Annotated in this window: 13 protein-coding genes; 5 read left to right on the forward strand and 8 right to left on the reverse strand. The window is 70.7% G+C overall.

All coding sequences use genetic code 11. The features are described 5' to 3' along the window. Window positions 1–13 precede the first annotated feature (13 nt). Genes LX16_RS15560 through LX16_RS15570 form a run of 3 tightly spaced genes read right to left on the reverse strand, consistent with a single transcriptional unit; the run spans window position 14 to window position 2,166 of the window. Entirely contained in the window at window positions 14–1,189 is a 1,176-nt protein-coding gene (locus LX16_RS15560; protein ID WP_147139496.1) for a hypothetical protein, read from the reverse strand. A gap of 2 nt (window positions 1,190–1,191) precedes the next feature. Continuing rightward, window positions 1,192–1,599 (reverse strand): hypothetical protein, encoded by a 408-nt coding sequence (locus LX16_RS15565; RefSeq protein WP_147139498.1) that lies wholly within the window; start codon window positions 1,597–1,599, stop codon window positions 1,192–1,194. A gap of 9 nt (window positions 1,600–1,608) precedes the next feature. Next, complete coding sequence (locus LX16_RS15570) at window positions 1,609–2,166, reverse strand: hypothetical protein (protein WP_147139500.1); 558 nt, start codon at window positions 2,164–2,166, stop codon at window positions 1,609–1,611. Window positions 2,167–2,663: 497 nt separating this feature from the next. Here LX16_RS15570 and LX16_RS15575 point away from each other — a divergent pair, with 497 nt between their 5' ends. The 4 genes from LX16_RS15575 (at window position 2,664) to LX16_RS15590 (ending at window position 7,899) form a co-directional block, all read left to right on the forward strand. Further along, the gene (locus LX16_RS15575; RefSeq protein WP_147139502.1) at window positions 2,664–3,311 is read left to right on the forward strand and encodes a TetR/AcrR family transcriptional regulator; all 648 of its coding nucleotides are present in this window, start codon (window positions 2,664–2,666) and stop codon (window positions 3,309–3,311) included. 6 nt (window positions 3,312–3,317) lie between these two features. Continuing rightward, on the forward strand, window positions 3,318–4,103 hold the full coding sequence (locus LX16_RS15580; RefSeq protein WP_147139504.1) for an ABC transporter ATP-binding protein: 786 nt from the start codon (window positions 3,318–3,320) through the stop codon (window positions 4,101–4,103). Next, window positions 4,079–5,764, forward strand: coding sequence for a hypothetical protein (locus LX16_RS15585; RefSeq protein ID WP_147139507.1), 1,686 nt, complete (start codon window positions 4,079–4,081; stop codon window positions 5,762–5,764). Before LX16_RS15580 ends, LX16_RS15585 begins: the two co-directional genes overlap by 25 nt. A gap of 293 nt (window positions 5,765–6,057) precedes the next feature. Continuing rightward, the gene (locus LX16_RS15590) at window positions 6,058–7,899 is read left to right on the forward strand and encodes an endonuclease/exonuclease/phosphatase family protein (protein ID WP_147139509.1); all 1,842 of its coding nucleotides are present in this window, start codon (window positions 6,058–6,060) and stop codon (window positions 7,897–7,899) included. A gap of 127 nt (window positions 7,900–8,026) precedes the next feature. Here LX16_RS15590 and LX16_RS15595 read toward each other — a convergent pair whose 3' ends face one another. Further along, a complete protein-coding gene (locus tag LX16_RS15595; protein ID WP_147139511.1) occupies window positions 8,027–9,655 on the reverse strand; it encodes a glycosyl hydrolase family 18 protein in 1,629 nt (542 codons plus the stop codon). A gap of 126 nt (window positions 9,656–9,781) precedes the next feature. Continuing rightward, entirely contained in the window at window positions 9,782–10,687 is a 906-nt protein-coding gene (locus LX16_RS15600) for a hypothetical protein (RefSeq protein ID WP_147139513.1), read from the reverse strand. 80 nt (window positions 10,688–10,767) lie between these two features. On the opposite strand from LX16_RS15600, the gene LX16_RS15605 reads away from it, so the two are divergent. Then, entirely contained in the window at window positions 10,768–11,367 is a 600-nt protein-coding gene (locus LX16_RS15605) for a class I SAM-dependent methyltransferase (protein WP_147139515.1), read from the forward strand. Between the two features lie 46 nt (window positions 11,368–11,413). Here LX16_RS15605 and LX16_RS15610 read toward each other — a convergent pair whose 3' ends face one another. From LX16_RS15610 to LX16_RS26650, 3 genes are all read right to left on the reverse strand, one after another. Further along, complete coding sequence (locus LX16_RS15610; protein WP_147139517.1) at window positions 11,414–12,286, reverse strand: NAD(P)-dependent oxidoreductase; 873 nt, start codon at window positions 12,284–12,286, stop codon at window positions 11,414–11,416. Between the two features lie 245 nt (window positions 12,287–12,531). Beyond that, window positions 12,532–13,224 (reverse strand): hypothetical protein, encoded by a 693-nt coding sequence (locus tag LX16_RS15615; RefSeq protein WP_147139519.1) that lies wholly within the window; start codon window positions 13,222–13,224, stop codon window positions 12,532–12,534. Then, on the reverse strand, window positions 13,221–13,382 hold the full coding sequence (locus tag LX16_RS26650; protein ID WP_158645619.1) for a hypothetical protein: 162 nt from the start codon (window positions 13,380–13,382) through the stop codon (window positions 13,221–13,223). The genes LX16_RS15615 and LX16_RS26650 overlap by 4 nt, the downstream gene beginning before the upstream one ends. Between the last annotated feature and the right edge of the window lie 65 nt (window positions 13,383–13,447).

Below are 13,447 nucleotides of genomic sequence, written 5' to 3' on the forward strand. Positions count from 1 at the left end.
GCACGGTTCGGTGTCACGCCGCGGCGTCGGACGGTTCCCCGGGCGTGGCGGCGGACGTGCCCTCCTCTGTGGACGGGCGCGGTGCCCGCAGCAGGTCGGGGTTGTCGGCCATCAGTTTCGCCAGCGCCCCCAAACCGTTGACACCGATCTCGGTGTAGCCGCGGTCCAGCTCCCGATAGGTCGTGTCGAGGGCCGTCATGATCTTCTCCACGATGACCTCCGGGGTGGGGCCGCCCAGTTCATGCCCGACAACACCGGCGGCGGTGAGCCGCCGCGCGTCGTCCACGTGACCCTCCAGCGGACCGCCGCCGTCGCCCAGCAGTGTGATCCCGGTGCCGCCGCCGGTCAGGCGGGCGACGCCGTCCGCGAGGGCGGTGACGCCGGTGGTGAGCCCGAGGCCGGTGGGGAAGGTGTCGGCGCCGCCGGGGCAGCAGTCGTCGTGCGACTCGATCGCCTCGAGGCCGTCGTGTGCGATGCGGTCGACGTCCTCCCTGGCGCGGGTCAGGAGTCCCTGGTGGAGGCCCAGCAGGTTCCGCATCGCGCGCAGCACGTTGATCTGGTTCCCGGCGGCGGTGGGGATGCGGGGCAGGAACTCGTCCCGGAACCGGGTGGAGGTCTCCGACTCCCAGCCGGTGGTCGCGGCGGCGACCCCGCCGACGTCGGCGACGACGGCCGCTCCCAGCATGCCGTCCCCGAGACGTTCGGAGGCGAGACCGACGTCGATCTCGCCGCCTTCGGACCTGCGCACCTCGATCAGCGGCCCGGTGCCGGCGATCTCCTCCAGCGAGCGGATCGGCGGAGCCGTCCGGCCGGGCTGCGGCAGCCGCCTGCCCCTGGTGAACCGGGCGACGATCCAGCCCAGGTGCCGGTCGCGCAGTCCGGCCTCCGCCTCGGCGGCGTCGCTCGACCGGAACGACAACAGGTCGATGCGGTAGTCGTCCCGGTAGGCGTCGACGAGTGCCCGCCAGTCCTCGTCGAGCAGGCTGTAGCCCTCGTCGGCGGGGACGCGCGCGGTGACGTCGTCGGTTCCCATCGCGATCCGCACGGCCTCGCGGGCGCGTTCGGCGTCCTTGAGGACGGTGCGCGCGGTCCGTTCGGCGACCCTGTCCCGGATCGCGACGGCCAGGGCCCTGACGTGGGCGGAGAACGCGACCTCGTCCATGTGCCGGTGTTCTGGGCAGGCGGGCATGTTCAGTCCTCCCGCGCCGTCGGATCGTCCGGTTCGGAGGTCTCGCCCGTGCCGGCGGCGGGTGCGTCCTCGTCGGCGACCGCGTCGGTGCCGGGCACGGGAGCCTCTTCGTCGGTCTGCCGGCCGGCGTGGCGGAGCACGTCGGCTCCGGCGTCGTCGGCGAGGTGGACGGAGGTGACGTAGTGGGCGAGTGTGTTCCCGGTGTCGTGGCAGCTGTCGCGGCTGTCGGCCAGGTAGTCCCGGATGATGTGGACGACGTCGGCCCACGCCCCGCCCACGGCGGTGCTCTCGAACATCCGGGTCGTGTCGCCGGTGAGGTCCTCGACGCGCGCGGCGGCGTCGCCGTAGCCGCCGCCCAGGTGGCTGAGCAGCCGGGAGGCGGTGAGGATTCCGGTCGTGTCGGCTTCCATGTGTCCCCCTCAGCCCCTTCCGCGCGCGAGGTCGCGCAGGAACTCGCTCGGCCCCAGGTGTTCGCGGCGCAGCAGGTGCATGCGGGCGCGCCAGCGGCTCATGGTGAGTTCGATGAGCCGGGCCAGTTCGGGAAGGAACTCTGCCTCGGGGACCGATTGGACGGTTCCGCGCCGCAACCGGATCCGCCAGTCGGTGCCACCGCCCACGCGGATGATGACGTTGGCGCTGCGGGTCTCGATGTGGGTGTTGTCGCGCGCCTCCCACAGTCGGCGTTCGGCGGGCGTCTCGGCCTCGCGGTCGCGGAGTTCGCGGCCGTACCCGAGGGCGGCCTGTTTGGCGGCGCGGCGGGCGCGGAGGCGTGACACCCAGACGAGCCGGGCGAGTTGGGTGAGTTGGCGTTCGAGCTCGGGTTCGGAGTACGCCCGGTAGGTGAAGGGCAGGAACGAGACACCCTTGACCTCGTCGCCGGTGACGGTCGCGCCGAGGTTGCCGTCCGGTGACCGCACCTCCTCGCCGTGCCGTGCGATCTCGCGCGCGAAGACGCTCTCGGGTGGGGGCGCGTGCATGTCGGGTCACCGTCTCTCGTCGATGTGCCGGTCGTCGTGGAGTCCGGTCGCGTGGGTGCCCCACCGTATCGGAAATGCGCAAATCGCCCGCAACGATCCGGCCCGCCCGCGTTCACCTGGGGTTTCGTTCCGCGCGGGACGGCGGGGCCGGACATGTCGGCGGCGGGGTTCACGCCGGCTTAACGGAACCGGGCGAAGGGTGTCGGCCCGGTGTCCGAACGCCACGGCACCGGCGGCGGACCGGAGTGTGACTTGCCTCTCTCATTGCCCGCTCGGTCCTCGCCCGGTGGCGCTCATCCCCGCTTGGTCCTCGCCCGGTGGGCGAGTCACGCCCGAAATGCGTGATTCATTCCGATTCGAGTGGCAACGGCGGGGACCAAGCGCCCCACGGCGGGGACCAAGCGAAACGGCGCGGGGACCAGGCGGAATCGAGGGCGCCGAGGGTGGCCGGATCGGTGGGCTCGCCGCTGCCTGGCCGATGCGTTAGAATCCTGGTCATGCGTTCAGGAAACTCGCCGGGCGACCAGGCGCCCTCCCCGACGGAGCGATCCTTCATCGAGGCGGCCCGGCGCGGCCAGATTATCGACGCCGCCATCCAGGTCATCGCCGAGGCCGGATTCGGGAAGGCGTCGTTCTCGCGCATCGCGAAGCGTGCGGGAGTCAGCCCGAGCCTGATCTCGTACCACTTCGACGACAGGGCGGACCTCATCCGCTCGGTCCTGACGACGGTCAACTCCGAGATCGACGCGGCGCTGGCCGCGTCCACCGCCGACGCGGAGTCCTATCGAGAGGTGCTGCGTGGCCTGGTGACCGGCCTGTTCCGGTTCGCCGCCGCCCGCCCCGAGCGGATGAACGCGTTGCGGCAGATCGCCGTCGCCACCGCCGCCGATCCCGAGCCGGCCGACCTGCCGATGGGCGACGTCGCGGTCGGTGAGTGGGAGGGCTTCCTGCGCGAGGGGCAGGAGGCCGGGGAGTTCCGTCCCTTCGACACCCGGGTGATGGCACTGGGGATCCAGGGTCTGCTGGAACGGATGCCCGGTGAGCTGTTGCGGCGCGAAGGCGCGCGCGATCCCGAGGCGCTGAGCGCCGAGGTGTACGACAACCTGGCCCGCATGGTCCTGGTTGACCCTTCCACTGAGGAGTGACGATCGATGTCCACCGACGCACCCGCGCCGGCGTTCCGGCTCGACCGACTGACCAAGGACTTCTCCGGCACCCTGGCCGCCGACGAGGTGACCCTCGACGTGCCGCCCGGCTCACTCACCGGCCTCGTCGGCCCCAACGGCGCGGGCAAGACCACCTCGCTGGCGATGGCCGTCGGCCTGTTGCGCCCCGATTCCGGCACCTCCTACGTGCACGGCGTGGACCTGTGGCGGGAACCCGATCGCGCCAAGGCGGACCTGGGCGTCCTGCCCGACGGCCTGGCCCTCCCCGAACGCCTCACCGGGGGCGAACTGTTGCGTTACTGGGGACTGCTGCGAGGCATGCCCGAGTCGGACGTCGCCTCGCGCACGACCGAACTGCTGGAGGTGCTGGAGCTCGACGCGGCGGAGCGGCGCGGCGTACTGGTCGTCGAGTACTCCACCGGCATGCGCAAGAAGATCGGCCTGGCCACCGCGTTGTTGCACGCGCCCAAGGTGCTGGTGCTCGACGAGCCCTTCGAGGCGGTCGACCCGGTCTCGGCCCGGGTGCTCCGGCGGATCCTGCGGGGTTTCGTCGCGGGCGGCGGTTCGGTCGTGATCTCCTCCCACGTCATGTCGCTGGTGGAGGACCTGTGCGACCGGGTGGCGATCATCGCCTCCGGCCGGGTCGAGGTCTCCGGCACGCTCGACGAGGTCCGTGGCGGTGAGGACCTGGAGACGGTGTTCGTGCGGCTCGTCGGAGAGCGCGCGGCTGCGGAGGGGGAACTGTCGTGGTTGGCCGACTTATCGGTTTGAAGTTCACGATCGCCCGCCACAGCCAGTCGTGGAAGCGGACGGTCGGCTTCGTCCTGGCGTGCCTGGCGGTCGTGGCGACCTGGCTGACGGCGGTGTTCTCGCATCCCGACGCGGGCGCGGACGTCCTCGGTTTCGTGCTGTTGGCCTGGTTGGTGGGTTGGATGCTGGGGCCGGTGCTGACCTCCGGGGCGACGGTGCTCCGGCCGGAGTACTTCACCCTGCTTCCGTTGAACCGTTGGCGGCTGGGCGTGAGCCTGCTGGCGTCGGTGTTCGCCGGTGTCGGCGCCGCCGGGATGCTGCTGGCCGGGCTCTCCCTGGCCGGTTACGCGGTGGTGATCGATGCCGCGCAGGCGATTCCGGTCGCGGTGGTGGCGGCGGTGCTGTTCACGATCACGGTGGTCTCGCTGGCGCGACTGGTCTACTCGGTGCTGGGCGCCGCGATGCGGTCCCGCATCGGTGTCGAGATCGCCTCCATACAGTACGGACTCCTCATCGCCGCGATGTTCGTCGGCTGGATGGCCGTCTCCCCGGTGGTGAACGCGCTCCCGGTGTTCCTTACCCAGGGGTTCGGTGGCACGGTGGCGGCGGACGTCGTGGCGTGGTCGCCGGGTGGCTGGCCGCTCCGCGCGGTGGACGCCGCCGCGGCGGGCGACTGGGGTCTCGCCCTCGCCTGGCTGGGCGGACTGGCGGTGGCGGCCGCCCTCACCTCGGTGGGCGCCGCGGCGATGCTGCGCCCGTACACGGGGAACCGGACGGTACGGCGGTGGCGCCGCCCGCTCGGCAGCGGCACGGGACGGCGACTGCTTCCCACCGGGCGCCGGGGTGCCGTGGTGGGCAAGGAGTTGCGTACCTGGTGGCGTGATCCGTGGCGGAGCCTGGAGATCCGTTCGTCGATCTGGTTCGGGATCTTCCTCGCGGTGTTCAGCGCGGTCGGCGGGTTCGCGCAGCTGGGCGCGTTGGCGGGGGTCGGTGTCGCCCTCATGATCGCGTTGTCGGGTGCGAACCTGTACGGCTACGACGGGACCGCGTTGTGGCAGTTGGTGGTGGCGGAGCGACCGGAGACGGTGCGCGCCGACGTCCGGGGCAGGCAGACGGCCATCGCGTTGTACTTCGGGGTTCCGGCGGTACTGCTGTCGGCGGTGATGGTGGTGATCACCGGCGCGTACGGGTACGTCGTACCCATCGTGGCGCTGATCGTCGTCGTGCTGGGTGTCGGTAGTGGAGTCTCGGTGCTCATGTCGGTCGTCGGTGCCACTCCCGGTGTCGAGCCGCACCGCCGGGTGAACTCCAACGACGCCGGGGAGAACGGCCTCATCATCCAGATCGCTTTGTGGTTCACCATCCTGGCGTCGCTGCCGACCCTGGCGGTGGCGGCGGTGACGACGTTCGGCGGTCCGGGCCTGCCGGTGTGGTGGTCGTTCCTCGTGCTGGGCGTGGCGGTGGTCAACGGTGTGCTGGGAGCGAAGGTGCTGGGCGGGATCGCGGTGCGGCGGCTCGGCGACCACCTGCCGGAGACGTTCGCGCGGCTGCGGTACCCCGGTATGAAGGTCACCCGCAGTGGATCGGGCGACTGGCTGGACCATCTCTCCCACGCGGCCTTCGAGGAGGCGCGGAAGGCGGCCGAGGCCAAGCGGAAGACGTCGGCGCGCAAGGGTTCCTGAACCGCGGCGTCCGCCGGACGGGACACGTTCCCGTCCGGCGGACGCCATCTGGACGCCATTATGGAGTGATAATCGGTCGTCCATCCGCAATGGACTCCACGCTGCCGGATGTGTTTCGACGCGAGGATTCTCGTCGTGCCGCTGTGCGTGCCGACCGGTCGCCGTATCGACGGGCGTCCCGGTGAAGACCGCGCCCCGTACGGTCTCGCGTGGTGCGGCCGCCACCCGATCGGCCGGTTGTCCGCCGTCCCGAAATGGATGAGAATCACTCACGTTCATTTCGAGGAGGACGCATGGGCAACCGGTTCCGGTGGGACGTCGCGCTGGGCGTCGTGGTGTTGGTCGACGCGCTCCGGGTGTTCCTGCCCTCGCTCATCACCCTGTTCGGGCAGGCCGGCAGTACGCCCGCCGAATACATGGCGTTGTTCGCCCTCGTGTGGTTCCTGGTGCCCGTCGCGGTGGTACCGCTACTGCGCCTGGTCCCGGCCGCGCGCATCATGCCGGTGGCCCTCGGAATCCTCGTGGCGGGACGGATCGTCCTGCAGGCCACCGACGGCGGCGCGTTCCAGCTGTACGTCTCGGCGGTCGCCGTCGCGGCGGGCCTGACCTGGCTCACCGCCGTGGCCGCCGACCGCCGCGACTCCCACACCGGGATCGCCGGATTCCTGGGTGGGCTGTGGATCGCGACGATCGTCCACATCTCACTCGACGGCGTGGACCTGATGTGGCGGGATCCGCTCCTGGCGTGGCCACTGCTGGCAGTCGAACTCCTCGCCCTCGGCGTCGCGGTGCGGCGGCGCCCGGAACCGGCCGAAGGCGAGGGCTCCGCCCTGCCGTGGCTCGGTTGCGGACCCGCGCTGTTGTTGTGGGGCATGGTGTTCGGCAATCCGGCGCACACCGGCATGTCGATGGACTCCGGCCTGGTGTGGCTCGCCGGGGTCGTGTCGGCCGCCGCGGCACTGTGGTGGCTGCTGCGGCTCGGCGTCGCCACCTCGTCCCGGATCCGGAACCTCGCGGCGCTCATGCTGGCCGGCGCCGTCCTGGTGTTCCTGTTCCCGGCGCCCGATCCCGCCAGGGCGCCGGTGATCGCCCTCGGCCTCGCCTGGACCACCGGAATCGCCGTGGTCGCGTTGCTGTGCCGCCCCACCGTCGGTCGCGGCACCCCGCGCGGCCGGGCGATCGCGTTCGCGGTCTCCATGCTGGGCTTCCTGGTGCTGACCTTCGGCTACTACGGCGCGTACGACCTGTACCTGGTGAACTGGTGGGTCCCGGTCGTCGCCGCGGCGGCGGTGGCGGCGGTCGGCCTGGTGCCGTCCGCACCGGACCCCCGGCGGCCCATGACCTTGCAGTTCGCGCCCCGGACCGCGGCGGTGGTCGGGGCGGTACTCGCACTGGCCGGGGTGGCGCCGCTGTGGCAGTCGGTGTCGCCGTCGTCCGACCCGCCGCAGGACGGGCTGCGGGTGGCGGCCTACAACATCCGGATGGGTTACGGGCTCGACGGCAGGCTGTCCCTGGACGCCCAGGCGGACGCCCTGGCGGCGCTGGACCCGCACGTGATCGCCCTGTCCGAGGTGGATCGCGGCTGGTTCCTCAACGGCGGCCACGACGACCTGCGTCACATCGCCGACCGGCTCGGCATGGAGTTCGTCTGGGCTCCCGCCGCCGATCAGCACTGGGGCGACGCCGTGTTGACGAACCTTCCGGTGGTGCGGACGGTGAGCCATCCACTGGTCGCGGGCGGTCCCACCGGCGCGCAGGCGTTGGAGGTGGCGGTGCGGTGGCGCGGTGAGGAGGTCACGGTGATCGCCACCCACCTGCAGCCGCCACCGGACTGGCGACCACTGGACCAGGTGGAGCAGTTGGCGGGCATCGCCGCCGAGGCGGCCGGCGGTGGCCCGGTCGTGTTGGCGGGTGACCTGAACTTGGAGCCCGGAAGCGCGGCGTGGGACGTGTTGACCGACGCGGGACTACACGACGCGTTCGCCGAGAGCCGGCCGCTGTACAGCATCCCGGGAGACTCCACCGAGCAGATCGACCACGTCCTGGTGACCGCCGACTGGACGGCCACCGACCCGGCCAACCCCGACGTGCCCCACTCCGACCACCGCCCGATAGCGGTGACCCTCACCCTCTGACCCCGAAACACGGCTTGGTTGGCCGTACAACGATCGACATGCCTCGAATAGGCCCGAATGTCCGATTTCTCGCCGTAGTATGACCAACCAAGCCGGCAGTATGACCAACCAAGCCGTGAGGGGAGGGTCAGGCGAGGACGTCGTAGGCGGCGGCCACGAGCGCGCCGTCGTCGTCGCCGTCCAACGCCCACAGCATGACGCCGCGCAGTCCGTTGTACTTCACGTACTCCGCCTTGGCGGTCACCACCCGGGGCGAGTCGAAGGACCAGAACTCACCCGCCGGGGTCAGGACGTAGGCGGCCACCGCCTCGCGGTCGTACCTGATGGTGCCGCCCTTGGTCAGGATCTCCTTGTAGTCGTCGATGCCGGGCTCGTACTTGCCGGACGCCGGACCGGTGCCGTACTGGTAGAGCCCGCCGTCGCGGTCCTCGACGCCGGCCCAGCCCCGGCCGAACGCCGGGATGCCGATGACGATCTGGTGCGCGGGTATCCCGGCGGACCGGAGCGTGTCCACCGCGATGTCCACACTGTAATCGTTGATGGCCGGGTTGCGCGACGGCGAGTACAACTGGCCCTGGTGGTTGGTGGGCACGTCGCCCCACGGGCCGTAGAGGTCGTACCCCTGCACCACGAAGAAGTCGAGCGCCGCCTTGGCGCGTGGCACGTCGAACGCCGCCTCGAACACCTCGGGGTCGGCGGCGGTGTAGGACGACATGGTGAACTCGCGGCCCAGTTCGATCTCCAGCGCGTCGAGTTGGCTGCGGAACTCGGTCATCATGAGTCCGTAGTTCTCCCGGTCCGCCGGGTCCCACGGTTGGCCGGGCTCCCCTCCGGGACCGGGCCACTCCCAGTCGAAGTCGAAGCCGTCGAACACGCCGTAGGCGGCGCCGGGCGGGGCGTCGGGCAGGTTTCCGCGGATGAAGGTGTCGATGCACGAGTCGACGAAGTCGGCCAGGTTCTCCGGTTTGACGGCCTCGGAGAAGTGGTCGGACGCGGTCCAGCCGCCCAGTGAGATCAGCACCTTCAGGTGCGGGTACTTCTGCTTGAGCTGGAGCAACTGGTTGAAGTTGCCGCCCAGGGGTTGTGTCCAGGTGTCGGCCTCTCCGCTGACGGTCTGGTCGGCGGGGAACCGGATCTGGTAGTCCGCCCACGGGTCCAGGGTGTGGCAGTCGCCGGACTCGTCGGCGCTGCCGAAGGCGTACTTGATGTGGGTGAGCTTGGCGGCCTGTCCGGTGGTGTCGACGTCCTTCAGCCGGTAGTCGCGGCCGTAGATGCTCCACGAGGTGTAGTAGCCGAGGCGGACGTGGCCGTCGTCGGGTTCGAGTTGGCCGCCGTCGCAGGTGAGCCCGTTGACGAGGCAGTTGACGATGCCCGCCGAGGATCCGGGCCGGGTGGCGGTGAATCCGATCCGGTGTGTCTTGCCGGGGGCCATCGGGCGCAGCCAGTCCGGCGGGGTCAGGGTGACCCGTTGACCCTCCACGGTGTACTCGGCGTTCCACAGTGTGGTGATGCGGTGTCCCGCCGGCAGGTCGAACCGGATGGTCCAGTCGGCGGAGTAGGTGGTTCCGGTGTTGTGCAACAGGATCGCGCCGACGTGGCCGGTGCGCCAGTCGCCGGTGGTGGTGTATTCGGCGGTGAGTCTGCCGCCGGCGGCCTGGGCCTGGGACGGCGCCAGGAAGGCGGTGATGAGTCCGGCCAGCACGGCCAGGGCGACCGCCGCCGACAGCGGGACGGCGCGGGCACGTCGGGACGACACGGGGGCTCCATTCGGGCGAGGTGGAAGTGCGCCGCCGTGGCCGCACGCTTCCAGTTAGGAAACTTTCACGTGATGCCCGACGCTAGACCGCCGAATGGAGATATGTCAATACCGCGTTCCGGTGTGTCAGGTCGCGCGGGACTCCAGCCGCGACACCAGATGCCCGTCCACCAGATCCGCGACCAGTGTTGCGACCCTCGGGTCCTCACGCGACGGCGGCTCGCCGTCGACCACACCGATGACGGCGTACACCAGGAAGTGGCCGTAGGTGTTGAATCCCAACACCGTCGGGCTCAGACCGAGTTCCGACGTGACACCGTCGCTGCGCAACGCGGTGAACGCGCCGCCGGCGCCCGACTCGATCTCGTCCCGCAGACCCGTCGCGGCCGCCGAGTCGGCCAGGTTCACCACGCCCACCGTGGCGGCGTACTCCTCGTCGGCGGTCAGCACGGTGGCCCGGACGATCTCCGCACAGTCGCCCGCCGCCAGCAGCGCGGCCATCTCCTCGCTCGCCGCGGCCTCACAGCCCGGCACGGACTCCACCGCGACCACCGGGTACCGGGCGTCCGACACCGTGATCACCTCGCCGGGGAACAGTTCCGCCTCCGTCAGCGGATCGGGATCGGCCTCCCGCGACACCGGTGGTCGTGGCGCCGGCGACTCCGTCGCCGAAGGCGTCGGATCCATCGGAACCGTCAGACCGTCGGCCACCTGGTCGTCGCTGAACATGAGCCAGCCGCCCAACCCGCACGCCGACATCGCGATCACCGCCATCACGACGGCCAGTGCCGCCAGCCAGCCCCGGCTCCGCCGCCGCGCCCGGTGAACGGCACGCCGCAACGGCAGGGAGTCCCGGTGTGGGGCCTGCCGGGGAAGCGGGGCGGTGGACGGCGGCGGCGGAGCGACGTCCGGCGGTGGTTCCGGTTCCGGACTCGGGCGGACACGCCGGCCACGCTGCACGGGTACGCCCTCCTGCGAGTCGCGCGGGGCCTCGGGAGGTGGGGTTCCAAAGGGAGATTGGCGGTAAGCCACCACAACACGTTAGCGGTCGAACGCGGCACGCGCGCGGACTTCGGTGAACCGGCCGCCATCGGGTGACCGACAATTGCCTGATGACCGACTCCGACCACTACTTCTCCACGACACCGCGCGCCGAGGCGACGCCCCGGCAGGTGTCGTTCCACGCCGCCGGGCGGGACATCACGTTGACCGCGGCGTCCGGGGTGTTCTCCGCGGGACGCCTCGACCCGGGAACCGCGGTCCTGCTGCGTAAGGCGCCGCTGCCGACGGAACCCGGTGACTACCTCGACCTCGGCTGCGGGTACGGCCCCGTCGCGGTGACGTTGGCGTTGGCCTCCGGTGGCGAGGTGACGGCGGTCGACGTGAACGCGCGCGCTCTCGAACTGGTGGCGGCCAACGCGAAACGGCTCGAGGTCTCCATCCGGGCGAGTACACCCGAACAGGTGCCGCCCGACGCCCGCTTCGACCAGATCTGGTCGAATCCGCCGATCCGGATCGGGAAGGCCGCGCTCCACGACCTGCTGCGGCTGTGGTTGCCCAGGCTCAAACCCGGTGGTGTCGCATGGCTCGTCGTTGCCCGGCACAAGGGCGGCGACTCGCTGGCCGACTGGCTCGGCGACCAGGGTTACCCCACCGTGAAACACGCCAGCCAGAAGGGTTACCGCATCCTGCGGGTCTCGGCACGGGAGTGACGGCGCGACCGAGACCGGGCGGTGCGCCCGGACCCGGCGGTGCGCGTCACGGACGCCTGATCGACTCGTAGATCCGGCTGAACGCCAGGGCGCCGTTCCCCGCCGCGACCTCACGGTCGACGAGCCGGCGGACCACCTCCACCACGGCGGTGTCGATGCCCGCGTCACGGCTCGCCCGGGTGATCGCGTCCACGGCGGCCTTGTTGAAGTCGAGGCTCTGCACCTCGGTCCGGTAGTGGCCCTCGGTCACCTGCCCGGCGTGGTACGGGACGCTGGACAACATCGCGCCGAGCCACTCCGTCACCCTGGGGACGAAGGCGTCCGGGGAGGCACCCGCCGTCGTGACCATCGCCATCCCGTGGAACACCGCCGCGAAGGTGCCGTACATGGCCGCGAGCAACGCGAAGTCCCACAGTGCGGCGAGTCCGGGGTCCTCACCCAGGTATTCGCTGGTGCCGAACCGTTCCAGCACCGGCCGGAACTCGTCGAAGGCCCCGGCGGCACCGCTGTACAGCAGCCGCGACTCCGGCCGCCCGATCATCTCGGGGGTCGCCATGATCCCCCCGTCGAGGAACACCACGTCGTGACGCTCCGCCCAGCGGGCGAGGTCCCGGGACTCCTCGGGGGTGGTGGAGGTCAGGTTGACCACGGTGCGGCCGCGCAGTGAGTCGGCGGCGGCGGTGAACGTGTCGGTCACCGAGGTGTGGTCGAGCAGGCAGGCGACGACCAGCGGTGACGCCGCGGCGGCGGAACCGGCGCCGGCGGCGGCGACCGCACCGACGGCCACGACCTCGGCATCCCTTCCGGGCGTGCGATTCCAGACGGTCACGGTGTGACCGGCGTCGAGCAGGGTGCCGGCCAGCGCCCGCCCCATCGCGCCGAGCCCGAGTACGGACACGTCGGTGGAGTGTGAAGACATGGTGATCTCCGATGTGAGGTGATGAGAGGACTGACCGGCCGGTCGTTGCCGCAACGGTTCCACCGTGCGGTGAGAACGACAAGTACCCACCATCTCGTGCGGTACGCACCTTCGGGTGAGCATCCTGTTCCGCGCGCCGCCGTCGAGGGCGATCGCGACACACCCCACACCCGGCCCGTTCACGGTCCGGCCGGGTTCACCCCTTCATCGCGCCCCTTCGGGCGGGACGACCGGCGCATCGCCGGCTACCGATTCGCCAGGAAGCCCTGAATCGCGACCATGATGTGGTCCAGTCCGGTCTCCGCACCCGCCACGAACAGCTCGGGTTCCTCCTCCAAGTCCCTTGCGATGTCTGCTTCGGTCGCCCCGGATGGCGCCGTAACGGTGACGGACACAGAAACCTTGGTCCGCCTGTGCACCAGCCAACCCTCGGCGAACCCTTCGGCTGCATCTTGGCGGCAGTAAGGAGTCGGCTTCCCGACCTCGGATTCGGATGCCGTGACCGCTGGTGCGCATGGACCGGTATGGCCCGAAGCCAGGGCTGTGGCCGCATCGTCGAGTTCGGAGTCGTCGAGAGGTTCGAGCCGCAATTCATAGGCCATTTGATAGCCCGGCTGACGCCAGATCAGACTCGACACTGAGCAACCGGAGTCCGCCTCCGTGCCCTGCGGGATGTAGATCTCGGTGGTGAATTCCGGAACCTCACCGGTGTCGTAGTGGTCGGCGAGGGCCGCGGCCACGGCGGCACATATCTCGTCGCGGTCTTCGGCGGTCAACGCCGGGGCGTCGAACCGTTCGTCCTGGGCGAGGATCTCCTCCACCGTGGGCTCGGCCGACTCCTCACCGTCCGGTGTATCGCCGGTGCAGGCCGCCAGACCCATCACGGCGGCCAGCAGTAGCAGGGCCGAGGCCCGGGGCCGCGGTTCGGTTCGTCTCATCGGGCCACCCATTCGTCGACCAGCGCGGTGTCGTCGCCGACTCCGGAGCCACTCGGGTTGTACTCGGTCTCACCGTAACCGCCGCTGCCCGGCGCATCACCGTCCGAGGAATAGTCGTCCCGGTCCATCACGTCCAACCCGGTCGCCGGCTCGTCCATGGACGGGTGGACTCGCCAGGGGTGGCGATGTCCTGCTTGGTGGGCATGAGGGGGTTCCCGTCGGT

It is taken from the genome of Stackebrandtia albiflava, from assembly GCF_007994225.1.
Classification (GTDB): domain Bacteria; phylum Actinomycetota; class Actinomycetes; order Mycobacteriales; family Micromonosporaceae; genus Stackebrandtia; species Stackebrandtia albiflava.